At 42.5% G+C, this 16,553-nt stretch carries 11 protein-coding genes; all 11 read right to left on the bottom strand.

Annotated features, from left to right (window positions below; translation table 11 throughout):
- Window position 1 precedes the first annotated feature (1 nt).
- The gene (locus NQT69_RS01330) at window positions 2-1,900 is read right to left on the bottom strand and encodes a DUF294 nucleotidyltransferase-like domain-containing protein (RefSeq protein WP_256825911.1); all 1,899 of its coding nucleotides are present in this window, start codon (window positions 1,898-1,900) and stop codon (window positions 2-4) included.
- A gap of 91 nt (window positions 1,901-1,991) precedes the next feature.
- Entirely contained in the window at window positions 1,992-5,069 is a 3,078-nt protein-coding gene (locus tag NQT69_RS01325) for an efflux RND transporter permease subunit (protein ID WP_256825910.1), read from the bottom strand.
- Window positions 5,066-6,088, bottom strand: coding sequence for an efflux RND transporter periplasmic adaptor subunit (locus tag NQT69_RS01320; RefSeq protein ID WP_306173938.1), 1,023 nt, complete (start codon window positions 6,086-6,088; stop codon window positions 5,066-5,068). The genes NQT69_RS01325 and NQT69_RS01320 overlap by 4 nt, the downstream gene beginning before the upstream one ends.
- A 418-nt stretch (window positions 6,089-6,506) precedes the next feature.
- A complete protein-coding gene (gene sucD, locus NQT69_RS01315; RefSeq protein WP_256825909.1) occupies window positions 6,507-7,379 on the bottom strand; it encodes a succinate--CoA ligase subunit alpha in 873 nt (290 codons plus the stop codon).
- Complete coding sequence (gene sucC, locus NQT69_RS01310) at window positions 7,379-8,545, bottom strand: ADP-forming succinate--CoA ligase subunit beta (protein ID WP_087534151.1); 1,167 nt, start codon at window positions 8,543-8,545, stop codon at window positions 7,379-7,381. Before sucC ends, sucD begins: the two co-directional genes overlap by 1 nt.
- 177 nt (window positions 8,546-8,722) lie before the next feature.
- On the bottom strand, window positions 8,723-10,243 hold the full coding sequence (gene odhB / locus NQT69_RS01305) for a 2-oxoglutarate dehydrogenase complex dihydrolipoyllysine-residue succinyltransferase (RefSeq protein WP_256825908.1): 1,521 nt from the start codon (window positions 10,241-10,243) through the stop codon (window positions 8,723-8,725).
- Between the two features lie 3 nt (window positions 10,244-10,246).
- The gene (locus NQT69_RS01300) at window positions 10,247-13,066 is read right to left on the bottom strand and encodes a 2-oxoglutarate dehydrogenase E1 component (protein WP_256825907.1); all 2,820 of its coding nucleotides are present in this window, start codon (window positions 13,064-13,066) and stop codon (window positions 10,247-10,249) included.
- Between the two features lie 89 nt (window positions 13,067-13,155).
- Window positions 13,156-13,872, bottom strand: coding sequence for a succinate dehydrogenase iron-sulfur subunit (locus NQT69_RS01295; RefSeq protein ID WP_087534154.1), 717 nt, complete (start codon window positions 13,870-13,872; stop codon window positions 13,156-13,158).
- Window positions 13,873-13,882: 10 nt separating this feature from the next.
- Window positions 13,883-15,655 (bottom strand): succinate dehydrogenase flavoprotein subunit, encoded by a 1,773-nt coding sequence (gene sdhA / locus NQT69_RS01290; RefSeq protein WP_256825906.1) that lies wholly within the window; start codon window positions 15,653-15,655, stop codon window positions 13,883-13,885.
- Window positions 15,656-16,003 carry a succinate dehydrogenase, hydrophobic membrane anchor protein gene (gene sdhD / locus NQT69_RS01285; protein WP_256825905.1) on the bottom strand — a complete coding sequence of 116 codons (348 nt, stop codon included), beginning with the start codon at window positions 16,001-16,003 and terminating at the stop codon, window positions 15,656-15,658. It abuts the gene before it with no gap.
- Entirely contained in the window at window positions 15,994-16,371 is a 378-nt protein-coding gene (gene sdhC, locus NQT69_RS01280) for a succinate dehydrogenase, cytochrome b556 subunit (protein ID WP_256825904.1), read from the bottom strand. Before sdhC ends, sdhD begins: the two co-directional genes overlap by 10 nt.
- Between the last annotated feature and the right edge of the window lie 182 nt (window positions 16,372-16,553).

Below are 16,553 nucleotides of genomic sequence, written 5' to 3'. Positions count from 1 at the left end.
GTTATTTGATACCTGAGTTTGCAGAGTATTTAAATTTAAGAAAGTTTTGCGCTTTATCTAATATTGCAAAGGCTTCTTTTAAATTTCGCTGTTCAAACGGAGATAATAAATGCGGCTCTAAGTCATTATCGGGTTGCTCATTAAGTTGCTCTATTTGCCATGCTTGGTGGCGAATACGGACCATGGCTATGTATTCAAGAGCGTCACGTAAATCTTGCGCTTTTCCCTCAGGCAACAGCTTAGCGTCTATTATATCTTCTAAGCGTTCAAATGAGTTTTGTTTACGTGAGCCCACAGCCAATGCATGTACGCGAATAACATCCGACAGCGGCGCTGTACCGCGACGCTTCAAGTTCATCGAACGCTTATGCTGACCATTATGTTCAAGTACAAAGTCTTTAAAAAAGCCTAATGGCGGTGTGCGATTACGTGCATTAGCGGCCATATTAGCTAAAAAACGTTTATTATTACGCCCTTCTTTAGCAATAAAGCGTTGTAGTTCTTGTGCCCATTTTACTTTTCCATGGACACCATCTAAATCAAAAAATATAGCGCTATTTAATAATGCTTGCGGTTTAGGCTCTGCTATCCACCCTGCAAATTGCTGCTGCCATTGCTCTCGAGTTAAGCGCCACTTTTTAAATGAGGCCATAATTTCGCCATCGCAATATTTATAGCCACACAATGCTAGGCCATCACACACTAAATCAGCCAGTTTTTGGAAATAGTCATCGTGTTTGTCTTCATCAAAGCTATTATCAAGAATAATTGCGTTATCTTGATCGGTCACAATGAGCTGCTCATCTCGCGCCATTGAGCCTAAAGCAATAAAGCAATAAGGCACAGGCGGTGGGCCAAGTTGTTCTTCTGCAAGGGTTAATAATCGTTGTTTGAAGGTTCGGCCAATTACAGCCATTGCCGTGCCTATCATATGTGAATTTGCATCTTCATTGACCATACGGACAAATACATTTGGCAGCTGGCGGGCATAGTAAGCCAGATCTTCAACCGAGGGTTGCGCTAAAATGCCGCGAACAAGTAATAAGCTGCTTTGTGATTCGTAGCGTAAGATATCAGACAGTGAAATAACACCTATCGGCTTTTTCTTTACGACCACAGGTAAATGGTGGATGTTGTCCCTTAGCATAGCAAGAACTGCTTCAAACACGTACGCGTTGCTATCTAACAACACCAAGTCTGTTTGCATTATTTGTTGTGCTGATGTGCCGTAATCTAAGCCTTGCGCAAGTACTTTACTGCGTAAGTCACGATCAGTGATAATGCCAACCACTTGGCCATCATCGTCTTCTGGATCATCGCTAATCGGTTTATCAATATCAGTAACCAGTACAGAAGAAACCGACTCATCGGTCATTACTTGGGCGACATACTGTATGCTGGCATCTTTTGCCACAGTAACGACATCTCGATGCAGTAAAGATTTAACCTTAGCTGTTGTTAAATCATTACTGTCTGCTTGTTCAATGATTGCTTGATGAAGTCTTACCGTACCATTAGCCTCAAAGTAATCAGCAAATGCTTCATATTTATCACAGTATTCAGTAAAAATATCAATATTAATACAATACAGTAAGGTATCTTCGAGCGCTTTAGCAGGATAACGAACCTTTCGGTTCATTAATAAGCCCATTTGACCGAATATGCCGCCGACAGTCAGGCGATTATCAAGATCCCCATCGCGACGATAGGTTTCAACAGAACCACTACGAATTACGTATAAATCACTTATATCATCGCCATATTCATGGATTGTCGTTTGCCCACGATAATACGAAACCTCAACTTGGCAGGCAATGTGATTTAGGGCATCTTCTGGTAAGTCATCAAAGGGGGCATGCTCACTGAGGAAACTGGCGATATCAACATGTTCGGCTTGCATTACACTGTCCGTTTATTAAAGCATTTTCTTGATTGTGAGCTTAATCGGCTATTTTTTCAAAGAAAAATAGCCGATCGCCAGCTTAAATTTTTTAGGCTTGCTCTAACTCCTGCGCTAATTGCTTCGTTTCATCACCACGCGGCTTAGTAAAACGCGCTAATCCAAGGTAAATAACCGGCGTTAAATATAAAGTAAATAACACCGCTAGCGCTAAGCCCCCAAACACAACCCAACCTATAGCGTTACGAGCTTCGGCACCTGCGCCGCTAGACATAATTAGCGGTAATGCACCAAGTAATGTTGAGATCAAGGTCATTGTAATTGGTCTTAATCTTACTAATGCAGCCTGCTCTACTGCCTTTCTCACTGTCATCCCTTGATCCCGTAACTGATCGGCAAACTCAACAAGTAAAATCGCATTTTTTGCGATAAGCCCTATCAACATAACTAAGCCAATTTGAGAATAAATATTGAGTGAAGTACCTGTTAAATACAAGGCTAGTATCGCCGACGTAATACCAAATGGTACTGTGATCATCACCACTACAGCACTATTTACATTTTCAAATTGCGCAGCTAATACTAAAAATACAATCAAAAAGGCCAGTACATAGGTCATGAGCACTTCATTAGACGTTTCTTCAAAGGTTAATGCTTCACCTTTGAACGCAAGACTAATTCCACTAGGTAATGATTGCTCTGAGATATCACGTAACTGGGTAACAAGCTCAGCAATACTCATATCTGTTGGTAGTTCCATATCAAGCTCAATAGCACGACGTTGAGCATGACGTTCAAGCTCTGCTGCAACCCCTTCTTCGGTTATATGCGCCACACTACTTAACGGAACTAACTGGTTGTTTTTCGCGCTAATATATAAATTGGCTAAATCACTTGGATCACGAATCGTCTGGTTTTGCGCTTGCAACATAATAGGCACAGATTGATCGCCAATATTTAAATCAGCAATGTCATCCCCATTAATTGCCGCGCGTAATGTGATTGCGATATCACTCAGTGCAACCCCAAGCTCTTCTGCTCGGCGTCTATCGATATTCACCCGTAGTTGCGGTTGAGATGGTTGATAAGACACTCTGACATTACCAACCCCAGGAATAGCCTGCTCAACTTCTGCAGCAAACTTTTGTGCGGCAGTGAAAATACGTTTGTAATCCTGCCCAAGTAAAGCCAGCTCAATGCCCCCACCTTGGCCACGTAGGTTTAAACTATTGGAGCCATTAGGCCGCCCAGCAGCGCCAGGAATAGCCCCGAGTGGTTCGCGAATTTTATCGATAATTTCTTGCTGTGTGAAATGACGCTCATCCCAGTGCTTTAATGGCACCGTAATAAACACAATATTTGGATCCCATTGCCCCACTACGGTATAAATAGATTCAATCTCACCACTTTCAACATAAGGAAGTAAAATATCCTCCATTTGAATAGCTTGGCGGTCCATAAAGTTTAGGCCTACGCCATCAGGACCTCGCGAGAAAATTCTGATTTTACCGCGATCTTCACTTGGCAATAATTCGTTGTCTAAATTTAAATAAAGTGCACCAGAGCCTGCCGCAACCAATAAAGAGGCTACAAACGTTAACCATGCGTGATCAAGCACCCAATGGATGGTTTTAGTATATATACCCGCAAGCCAATGACCCAGTTTTGCAAATGGATGCCAGCCCCCTTGTTTTAATTTAAGTTTAGAGGTCAGCGCAGGCACTAAAGATAACGCAACAAAACTTGAAATGATCACTGCGCCGGCTAACACACCACCAAACTCTCTAAATAAACGCCCTGCTGTAGAAGGTAAAAACGCAATCGGCACGAACACCGCCGCCAACACAGCTGTTGTTGCTATAACAGCAAAAAATACTTCTCGCGTTCCCACCACGGCCGCTGCACGACGGCCAAGGCCTAACCCTCGCTGACGCTGAATATTTTCACTTACCACAATGGCATCATCCACAATCAGCCCGGTTGCTAGCACAAGGGCTAATAAAGTAAGAATATTAATTGAAAAACCAAGCGCCCAAATTAATGCTAAAGAGCCCACTAAAGCAACAGGAATGGCAAAAGCAGGCACTAAGGTTGCACGCCATGAGCCAATGAATACCCATAAGGTAATCACCACCAACAAAATGGTTAAAATCAGTGAGCTGATCACTTCGTCTACAGAGCTGCGAATAAACTGCGCGTCATCAGATGTTAAAGTAAACTCAAGCTCAGGAAATCGAACTTTCATTTTTTCAAGCAGCCTAAGGACTTCATCTGAAATTTCGATAGTATTTGATTGCGCCTGTCGGATAACTTCCATACCGATCACAGGTTTGCCATTTAAACGTACCATAGAACGTGGATCAGCAGGGCCAAAATAAACCGCGGCTATGTCACCAATGCGAGTATCTTCTCGTATTATGATATCTGCCACTTGCTCAGCTGTAATAGAGGTTGCATCTGCGCGGACGATAACTTGCTGATCCGTAGATTTTAAACTCCCAGCAGGTACATCAAACGGTGCTTGGCGCAGCACTTCTGCCACATCAGGCACGGTTAAATTAAAACTGGTGAGTTTAAGTGGATCAAGGCGAACACGTAAAACCCGTTGACGGTCACCATTTAATCGCACATCAGCTACACCTGGTATAGTTAAAAATTGTGGTGCTAAATCAACTTCAACCAATTCTGTTAAAGCTTCAAGAGGTAAAGATTCGCTTGATACAGTTAAAGAGACAACGGCTTCGGCGTCGTTATCTGCTTTAATAATCGATACCCGCTCGACTTCTTCAGGAAGCTCTCGCTGTACACGTGCTACAGACTCACGCGTTTCATTTGCAGCATCATCTAAATTGATACCTGGTCTGAATTCCACAACAATGCGGGCATTACCTTCTTCACTTTGCGCACGAATGGTTTTAACCCCACTAACGCGGGCAACAGCGCCTTCAAGTTTACTGGTGACCTCAGTATCGACTGTCTCAGGTGAGCCACCAGGAAACGAAGCAGAAACGGTGATCCTAGGGGTATCAACATCTGGTAACTCCCTGACTTCAACACCTGCAATTGCGGCTATACCTGCGATTATTATTAATAAGTTAAGAACAACAATTAGCACAGGCCGGCGTATTGCCATTGACGGCAAGTCTTGCATCATAGGTTGCTGTTTCATAGCGACTCCTGAGTGCCTGCAAGTGGTGATTGAAAGCTAAGCGCTTGTTGTGCTCGTAAACGCTGTACACCTTCAACAACTAAAATATCATCTTTACCTAGTGGCCCTGATACTAATAAGCGCCCAGCAAGGCGTTGTTCAATTTTAACGTCTACCCGTGTTGCTTTGTTATCAACGCTTGTCCATACATAGGGACCTGTTGCGCCCCACAATAAAGCGGCTTCTGGCACAGCAGCAAAACGTTGTCCAAGCACTTCAATGTGAACACGAAAGCTCATGCCGGGTAAAAACTCATTATTTGAATTATCTAGTTTTGCTTTGACCCGAAGAGTACGTGTTTGTGGGTCAATTCGAGAATCTAAGTACGCTATTTCAGCATCGACTGACTGAGCACTTTGCCATGGTAAAACACGTACACCGCCCTTGTTGCGTAACATGCTAATAGCAGATTCAGGTGCATTAAAATTAATATACAATGCACGAGTATCATCAATAGTAGCGATTGCTGTTTGCGGTGTGATCCGATCACCTACCTCAATATCAGTCAGGCCCATAATGCCATCAAAAGGGGCACGCACTTGACGGTCTTCAAACTCAGTTTGGGCTTGAGTAACGGTCACTTTAGCCAGCTCGGTGATTGTTTTAGCATCATCTAAGTCACTTTGAGGTACAGCCCCCTTTGCATGGCTTTGCATTAAACGAGTTTGAATTCGCTGGCTATCGGCTAATTTTATTCTCGCTTCTTGTAACGCAGCTTTTTGTCTACGTGAATCTAACTCTAGTAATACTTGCCCTGCAGTCACTTTATCGCCAGGCTTAAAATGAACCGCGGTCACTTTGTCCCCCACCGCAGGATAAAGTGTAACCGAACGAATTGCTTCAGCATTACCAACAGCCTGTACTTGCTCTTTTGCCCGCTCCATAGTGACATGCTCAGCAATAACATTAGCGCTAATTGCTTGTGTACTGATGCCAGCAAAAGTACAAAAGACACCAAATAAAAGAACTCGAAATTTCAAAAGATCACCTAGTTAATTATTATTTCCATTATTATATGAAGTGTAACAGCTCTGTTATCAATAAATAGATTAGTACGATTAAATAGCAAAACAACACGGTGAAATAATAAATTATTTTATTAAGGTACACGACTTTAAAGGGGGTTATTTACAACCAAGAACACTCATTCTATGTTTGCTAAATTGTACACACCAAATATGACGTTAGGTTTGATTGGGAATATCAATTTCATCTTCACGCGCTAACTATGAATGCCTAATAACTGTTTGAATAGTTAACTAAGCGTTTTGATGTAGAAAGAAAACAAATGAAAGTAAACAAGAGGTCTAACCGGAGAAAATAACCATTATGAAAAAACGAAGGCATTAAAAAAGGCCCACTAGTTTGTGAGCCTTTTATTAAAGAATAACTAGGTGATTACCAACCTGTTTTTTCTTTAAGTGCTTTACCGATATCAGCAAGTGAACGTACAGTTTGTACGCCCGCAGCTTCTAATGCAGCAAATTTTTCATCAGCAGTACCTTTACCGCCTGCGATGATTGCGCCAGCGTGACCCATACGCTTACCTTCTGGTGCAGTTACACCAGCAATGTAAGAAACAACAGGCTTAGTTACGTTAGCTTTGATGTACTCTGCAGCTTCTTCTTCTGCAGTACCACCGATTTCACCAATCATTACGATTGCTTCAGTTTGTGGATCTTTTTCGAACATTTCTAAAACGTCGATAAAGTTAGTACCAGGAATTGGGTCGCCACCAATACCAACACACGTAGACTGACCAAAACCAGCATCTGTAGTTTGCTTAACCGCTTCGTACGTTAAAGTACCAGAACGAGAAACAATACCTACTTTACCAGGCTTGTGGATGTGACCAGGCATGATACCAATCTTAGTTTCGCCAGGAGTGATAACACCTGGGCAGTTAGGACCGATCATACGCGTACCAGTTGCGTCAAGCTTAACTTTAACGTCAACCATATCAAGCGTTGGAATACCTTCAGTGATACAAACAATTAGCTCGATGCCAGCATCGATAGCTTCTAAGATTGCATCTTTACAGAAAGGTGCTGGTACATAGATAACTGATGCAGTTGCGCCAGTTGCTTCTACAGCATCACGTACAGTGTTAAATACTGGAAGACCAAGGTGCGTTTGACCGCCTTTACCTGGGCTTACACCACCAACCATTTGTGTACCATACTCAAGCGCTTGCTCAGAGTGGAAAGTACCTTGGCCACCAGTGAAACCTTGACAGATAACTTTTGTATCTTTATTGATTAATACAGACATTATTTGCCCTCCGCAGCAGCTACAACTTTCTCAGCAGCATCTGTTAGTGATTCAGCAGCGATGATATCAAGACCTGAGTTCTTAAGAACGTCACGACCAAGTTCAGCGTTAGTACCTTCTAAACGTACAACAACAGGAACATTAACGCCTACTTCTTTAACTGCGCCAATGATACCTTCAGCAATCATGTCACAACGTACGATACCACCAAAGATGTTAACTAAAACAGCTTTAACATTGTCGTCAGAAAGAATGATTTTGAATGCTTCAGAAACACGCTCTTTAGTCGCGCCGCCACCAACATCTAGGAAGTTAGCTGGCTTGCCACCGTGTAGGTTTACGATGTCCATAGTACCCATCGCAAGGCCTGCACCGTTAACCATACAACCTACGTTACCGTCTAGGGCTACGTAGTTTAGCTCAAAGCTTGCTGCGTGTGCTTCACGTGCATCTTCTTGAGATGGATCGTGGAACTCACGGATTTTTGGTTGACGATAAAGTGCATTACCATCGATACCGATTTTACCGTCAAGACAGTGAAGATTACCTTCGTCTGTGATTACTAACGGGTTGATTTCAAGTAATGCGAAATCGAAATCGTTGAACATGTTGCCAAGACCCATAAAGATCTTAACGAACTGCTTCATTTGTGTTGGGTTAAGACCCAATTTGAAACCTAGTTCACGTGCTTGGTAAGCTTGAGGACCAACTAATGGGTCGATCTCAGCTTTGTGGATAAGCTCTGGAGTTTCTTCTGCAACAGTTTCAATTTCAACACCGCCTTCTGTAGACGCCATGAAAACAACTTTGCGAGAAGCGCGGTCAACAACTGCACCTAGGTACAATTCGTTGGCGATATCAGTGCAGCTTTCTACTAAAATTTTAGCAACAGGCTGACCATTTTCGTCTGTTTGGTAAGTAACTAAGTTTTTACCTAACCAGTTTGCAGCAAATTCTTTTACTTCGTCGATAGTTTTAACTAGCTTTACACCGCCAGCTTTACCACGTCCACCTGCGTGAACCTGAGTTTTAACAACCCACATATCGCCGCCAATTTTTTCAGCAGCTGCTGCAGCTTCTTCAGGTGTATCGCAAGCGAAACCTTGAGAAACTGGTAAACCATATTCGGCAAAAAGTTGTTTTGCCTGATACTCATGCAAATTCATGATGCTTTATCCAATTTTTTATACTAAAAGAGCTGAATATTTATGCAAATAGACAGCTATCCCAAATTGCGCACTTAGTATAGATCCCAAGGCTTAACATGAAAACCCCAGTTAGACCAAAGGCGCAAAAAAAAAGCTGTGAATCTACATTCACAGCTTAGATTTTATACAACTAGATTAAACATCTAGCAATAAGCGAGTTGGATCTTCAAGTAACTCTTTAATTGTCACTAAGAAACCAACAGATTCTTTACCATCTATTTGACGGTGATCATAAGAAAGCGCCAAATACATCATAGGAAGAATTTCAACTTTACCATTAACAGCCATTGGACGATCTTGGATTTTGTGCATACCCAAAATTGACGACTGTGGTAAGTTGATAATAGGTGTAGAAAGTAATGAACCAAATACACCACCGTTAGTAATTGTGAAGTTACCACCCGTCATGTCGTCAAGCGTAAGCTTACCGTCACGACCTTTAAGTGCTAGTTCACGAATACCTTTTTCGATTTCAGCAACAGATAGCTTATCGCAATCTTTAAGTACTGGTGTTACTAAGCCACGCGGCGTAGAAACAGCAATGCTGATATCAAAATAGTTATGGTATACGATATCGTCACCATCGATTGAAGCATTTACTTCAGGGAAACGCTTAAGTGCTTCAGTTACCGCTTTCACATAGAAAGACATGAAACCTAAACGGATACCGTGGCGCTTCTCGAATACTTCTTGGTACTGCTTACGAAGGTCCATGATTGGCTTCATATTAACTTCGTTAAACGTCGTTAACATTGCAGTAGAGTTTTTAGCTTCAAGAAGACGATTAGCAATGGTTTTACGTAAACGCGTCATTGGAACACGTTTTTGCGTACGGTCACCCATTGGTGCAGCTGGAGCAGCAGCTTCAGATTTCTTAGCAGCTGGTGCAGGTGCTTTTAAGAAGGTATCAACATCTTCTTTAGTGACACGGCCATTTTTACCAGTGCCTTTGATTTTAGACGCATCTAAGCCTTTTTCAGCAATTAAACGACGAACAGATGGAGTTAATACATCTGAGCTGTCGCTAGAATCAGCAGCAGGTGCAGATTCTTCTTTTGCAGCAGGCGCTGCAGGTGCACCACCGGCTTTAACTTTACCAATTACTTGCTCACCAAGTACTGTATCGCCTTCATCATGGATGATCTCACCCATAACACCGTCTTCTTGAGCAACAACTTCAAGAACAACTTTATCAGTTTCAATGTCAACTAAGTTTTGGTCGCGAGAAACCGCGTCACCTGGTTGAACGTGCCAAGTAGCTACTGTCGCGTCTGCGACTGATTCTGGAAGTACAGGTACTTTAATGTCCACTTCTTTACCTTCTGATGCTGGAGCTGATGGCGCCTCTTCTGGCGCGCTTTCTTGTTTATCTGAAGCAGGTGCGTCGGCTTTAGCTTCGTCGCTTGGCGCTGCTGCATCAGCAGCACCAATTAGACCGATAACTTGGTCGCCAAGTACGGTAGCACCTTCCTCTTGTGAAATTTCAGTGATCACACCGTCATTAGGTGCAACAACTTCTAAAACAACTTTATCTGTTTCAATATCTACTAAGTTTTGGTCACGGCTTACTTTGTCGCCAACACTTACATGCCATGTTGCAACGGAAGCATCAGCAACCGACTCAGGAAGAACAGGAACTTTAATTTCTGTGCTCATTGCTTATCCTTTATTTTCAATAGTAAGCGCATCTGCAACGAGCGCTTGTTGTTCTTTAGTATGCACTGACATGTAACCACATGCCGGTGATGCTGACGCTTTACGCCCTGCGTATTTAAGCTTAGCACCCTGCGGAATCGCTTCTACAAAGTGATGTTGTGAACAATACCAAGCACCTTGGTTTTGCGGCTCTTCCTGACACCAAACAAAATCTTTCACATGTTGGTAACGCGACATAATCGCATCCATTTCATCATGTGGGAACGGGTATAACTGCTCAACACGTACAATGGCAATGTTATCAATTTCTTGCTTACGACGCTCTTGTAGTAATTCGTAATAAACTTTACCACTACAAAATACAACACGTTCGACTTTATCAGCATCAATATCATCGATTTCATCAATCATATTATGATATACGCCTTCAGCCAGCTCTTCTAAGCTAGAAGTCGCTAATGGATGACGTAATAAAGACTTAGGTGTCATAACAATCAATGGACGACGCAGTGGTCTAACTGATTGGCGGCGCAACATAGCGTATACTTGAGCTGGCGTTGAAGGCACACATACTTGCATATTGTGATCAGCACAAAGCTGTAAGAAACGCTCTAAACGCGCTGAACTGTGCTCTGGACCTTGACCTTCATAACCATGCGGAAGCAAGATTGTAAGACCACATAAACGGCCCCATTTTTGCTCACCCGAACTTAAGAATTGGTCAAATACAACTTGCGCACCGTTAGCGAAGTCACCAAATTGTGCTTCCCACAATACCAGTGATGTAGGCTCTGCTGTTGCATAACCATATTCAAACGCGACAACTGCTTCTTCAGATAACACTGAGTCAAAAACTTGGAATGTACCCTGCTTTTCGCTTATGTGTTCTAGCGGCGTATACGTTGCACCATCAGATTGGCTGTGAACAACGGCATGACGGTGGAAGAATGTACCACGTCCTGAATCTTGCCCTGTCAGGCGAATGTCTGTACCTTCACTAGCGATTGTTGCATAAGCCAATGTTTCTGCCATACCCCAATCAAGCGGTTTTTCACCCGCTGCCATTAACTTACGATCATCGTAAATCTTTTTAACGCGTGACTGTGCCTTATATTGCGCAGGGTAGCTTGCTACTTTTTCACCAAGTTCTTTTAGTTTTTCAACTGGTACGCTAGCATCATAATCAACACTCCATTCATGGCCTACATATTTAGCCCAATCAGAAGAATGTGATGTTTCTGGCTGAATCTCTTCAACGACACAATGGCCATCGTCTAAACCATTACGGTATTCATCAGCAAGTGCTTTAATTTCATCTTCAGTAAACGACCCTTCAGCCATCAGTTGATCAGCATAGATCAAACGAGGTACTGGGTGTTTTTTGATTTTTTGATACATGATCGGTTGAGTCGCATTCGGCTCATCCGCTTCGTTATGACCATGACGGCGATAACAAACAAGGTCAATAACTACATCACGTTTAAATTGATTTCTAAAATCAAGCGCGATTTGCGTTACAAACGCAACTGCTTCAGGATCATCAGAATTTACGTGGAAAATTGGCGATTGCACCATTTTTGCGATGTCGGTACAGTAATCAGTTGAACGCACATCGTCTTGTTTATTAGTAGTAAAGCCAACTTGGTTGTTCACTACGATACGAATACTACCACCACAACTAAACGCATTAGTTTGCGATAAGTTGAAGGTTTCTTGTACTACACCTTGGCCTGCAATTGCCGAGTCACCATGAATCGTGATTGGCAGTGCTTTAATACCAGAACTGTCACCCAAGCGGTCTAAACGAGCACGGACAGAGCCCATAACTACTGGATTAACAATTTCAAGGTGAGACGGGTTAAAGGCAAGTGCCATGTGAACTTTGCCACCTTTTGTAGCAAAATCTGAAGAATAACCCATGTGGTATTTAACATCACCAGAACCTAGCGTGTCTTTATGTTTACCGGCAAACTCATCAAATAACTCTGATGGGTTTTTACCAAGTACATTAACAAGCACATTTAAGCGTCCACGGTGAGCCATACCAATAACGGCTTCTTGTTGGCCACTTTCACCGGCACGGTGAATAAGTTCTTTTAGCATTGGAACGAGTGCATCACCACCTTCAAGTGAGAAACGTTTAGCACCCGGGAACTTAGCACCTAAATACTTTTCAAGACCATCCGCTGCGGTAAGCCCTTTTAGGATACGCAGTTTTTCATCTTTACTGAAAGTTGGTCGTGATTGCACTGACTCTAAACGTTGTTGTAACCAACGCTTTTCTTCAGTCGATGTGATGTGCATATATTCAGCACCAACAGAACCACAATATGTAGTTTTTAGTGCCTGATATAATTCACCTAAAGGCATGGTATCGCGGCCAACGGCAAACGATCCCACGTTAAATTCACGGTCAAAATCAGCTTCAGATAAGTCGTGGTACTCTAATTCTAAGTCTCGAACGCGTTCACGCTGCCATATACCTAGTGGGTCTAGATTAGCGTTTTGGTGACCACGGAAACGGAAAGCATTTATAAGCTGGAGCACTTTAACCTGTTTAGGGTCACCGCTTCCACCTTCTGCTACCACTACTTCTCTATGCTTGTTTTTAGCAAGCGCCGCAAACTGTGAACGAACTTCTGAATGCTTTACGTCAACATCCACACCATCTACTTTTGGTAATTGTTCGAACACTTCTCGCCATTCTTCTGGCACAGAAGTCGCATCGTCTAAATACGCTTCATAAAGCTCTTCTACATAAGCAACGTTACCGCCGTTTAAATGTGAAGATTCTAGCCATGCCTTCATCACACCTTCGTGCATTTATAAGCCCTTTTCTTTAGCGCAGAAATTAATTGTTATATAACAAGATGGCTAATCTGAATTAGCCATCTTACATTTATACAATACTATTAAACCGAACGGTTTAGTAACATTGATTTGATTTGTCCAATTGCTTTAGTCGGATTAAGACCTTTAGGACAAACGCTAACACAGTTCATGATACTGTGACAACGGAACACGCTGAACGCATCGTCTAAATCTGCTAAACGTTCTTCAGTTGCTGTATCTCGGCTATCAGCCAAGAAACGGTAAGCATGAAGAAGACCAGCTGGACCTATGAACTTGTCTGGATTCCACCAGAACGAAGGACACGATGTTGAACAACATGCACACAAAATACACTCGTAAAGACCATCTAACTTATCACGTTCTTCGATAGTTTGAAGACGCTCACCCGCCGCTGGCGTGTCGTTAATTAGATAAGGTTTTACTTTTTCGTATTGAGTGTAGAACTGACTCATGTCAATAACAAGGTCACGTACCACTGGTAAACCTGGAAGCGGACGAATTACAATTTTACCTTTGCCATTTTTTTGTAGCGTAGATAAAGGAGTAATACATGCTAAACCATTTTTACCATTCATGTTGACGCCATCAGAGCCACACACACCTTCACGGCATGAACGACGGAATGATAAAGTTGGATCTTGCTCTTTTAATAATAAAAGTGCGTCCAATACCATCATGTCGTGGCCTTCTTCCGTTTGCAAAGTATATTCTTGCATACGTGGGGCATTATCAACATCTGGATTGTAACGATAAACAGAAAATTGTACTTGTGCCATCGTCTCGCTCCTAGTATGTACGTGCTTTAGGTGGAAATGCTTCGCGCAGTTTTGGCGCATAGTTTACATCACGCTTGCTCATTTCATCCGTATTAGGGTTGAAGATTGAGTGACATAACCAATTCGTGTCATCACGATCTGGGAAGTCAAAGCGAGAGTGTGCACCACGGCTTTCTGTACGGAAGTTTGCAGCTACTGCAGTTGAGTAAGCTGTTTCCATAAGGTTATCAAGCTCTAGACATTCGATACGTGCAGTATTGAAGTCTGATGATTTATCATCAAGACGCGCATGCTGTAAACGTTCACGAATTTCTTTAAGCTCTTGTAGACCTGACGCCATTGAGTCACCTTCACGGAATACCGAGAAGTTAAGCTGCATACATTGTTGTAGGTCTTTCTTAATTTGTACTGGGTCTTCACCTTGACCTGGCGTTGAGTTTTCCCAACGATTAAAGCGTGCAAGTGACGCTTCTAGGTCAGATTCTGAAGCATTCTTAGATACTTCAACATCATTTAGGTAAGTACCAAGGAAGTTACCTGCAGCACGACCAAATACCACTAAATCAAGTAATGAGTTACCACCTAAGCGGTTAGCACCGTGTACAGATACACAAGCAATCTCACCAACGGCAAATAGACCTTCAACTACTTTCTCGTTGCCATTAGCATCGATTTGTAGTGCTTGACCATTTACGTTAGTTGGCACGCCACCCATCATATAGTGACAAGTAGGAATTACTGGAATTGGCTCTTTAGCTGGGTCAACGTGGGCGAATGTTTTAGCAAGATCACACACGCCAGGAAGACGTAGATTAAGCGTTTCTTCACCAAGGTGATCAAGCTTAAGTTTAATATGAGGACCCCAAGGACCATCACAACCACGACCTTCACGAATCTCTGTCATCATTGAACGGGCAACAACATCACGTGACGCTAAATCTTTGGCATTCGGTGCATAACGTTCCATGAAACGTTCGCCATCTTTATTTAAAAGATAACCACCTTCACCACGACAACCTTCAGTTACAAGTGTACCGGCACCAGCAATACCCGTCGGGTGGAACTGCCACATTTCCATGTCTTGCATAGAAATACCAGCACGAGTCGCCATACCAACACCGTCACCAGTGTTAATGTGTGCATTAGTGGTTGATGCGAAAATACGACCTGCACCACCTGTAGCTAATACAACTGCTTTAGACTTGAAGTAAACAACTTCACCGGTCTCTATTTCGATTGCAGTACAACCAACAACATTGCCTTCGTCATTTTTAACTAAATCTAGCGCATACCACTCAGAGAATACGTTAGTTTTGTTTTTAACATTTTGTTGGTAAAGAAGGTGTAATAATGCGTGACCAGTACGGTCAGCGGCTGCTGCAGTACGTGCAGCTTGTTCACCACCGAAGTTTTTCGATTGACCACCGAAAGGACGTTGGTAAACACGGCCATTTTCAAAACGAGAAAATGGTAGACCCATATTTTCAAGTTCAGTAATAGCTTCAGGGCCTGTATTACACATATATTCGATAGCGTCTTGGTCACCGATGAAATCGGAACCTTTAACAGTATCGTACATGTGCCATTCCCAGTTATCTTCGTGTGAGTTACCCAAAGCAACTGTGATACCACCTTGTGCAGACACAGTGTGAGAACGCGTTGGGAAAACTTTAGAGATAAGTGCACAGGTTTTACCTGATTCAGTGATTGCAAGTGCAGCGCGCATACCCGCACCACCTGCGCCAATCACTACGGCATCAAATTCACGAACAGAATATTTCACTTAAACACCCCATAAAACGATTAGACCAATAGCTACGTATGCTGCTGCCATCAGGTTTAATACAAACCCTAAAACTGCACGCAACTTTGCGCATTTAACATAGTCTGTTAGTACTTGCCAAAGGCCAATACGGGTGTGAACCATAATGCAAACGAGGGTAATTAACGTAAACCCTTTCATTGCTAGGTTTGAAAACAGGCCTTGCCATGCTTCGTAAGTGACTTCAGGCGTCGCTAAAAAATAGCCGATAATAAAAATCGCGTACGCGGTAATTACTAGTGCCGTGGTACGTAATGAGACAAAATCTTGTACACCATCACGTTTAAGAGTTGCTTGATTTAACACCATATCCAAACTCCTGCTAGTACAGAAGCAACAACGCCAAGTGCCATAGCAATTTTAGCGCTGAAGTTACCTGATTCAAGTTCTTCCCAATGTCCCATATCCATAATGATATGACGAATACCGCCAATTAGGTGGTATGCCAATACAGAAATGGTGCCCCAAGCTATAAATTTGGCAATGAATCCGCTAAACAGACCCTTGACGAATTCAAAACCTTCAGCAGAAGAAAGAGACTCAGACCAAGCCCAAATGACAAACGTTAAAGCAAAAAATAATGCAACACCGGTGACGCGGTGAAAAATTGATGCTTTAGCCGTTGCCGGCATAGATATAGTTGTTAGATCTAGATTTACAGGTCTTTGCTTTTTCACAGTTACTTGCCCATCTTGCCCACATAGGGGCTCATCTACTTGTTTTTCTAAAACCCATTAAAAAATGATTTTTTCAATGGAACTATCTAAGTAAACCCTGTTGTTACAAATAAAGTTCACATTTATGCAAAAATTACATGTAAAAATAACATTTACCTACAGACAATACGGTATAAAACCTT

Origin of the sequence: Pseudoalteromonas shioyasakiensis, assembly GCF_024518675.1 — a bacterium.
In the GTDB taxonomy this organism is placed as follows: Bacteria; Pseudomonadota; Gammaproteobacteria; order Enterobacterales; family Alteromonadaceae; genus Pseudoalteromonas; species Pseudoalteromonas shioyasakiensis_B.
This window is presented reverse-complemented; position numbering and strand designations above follow the sequence as displayed.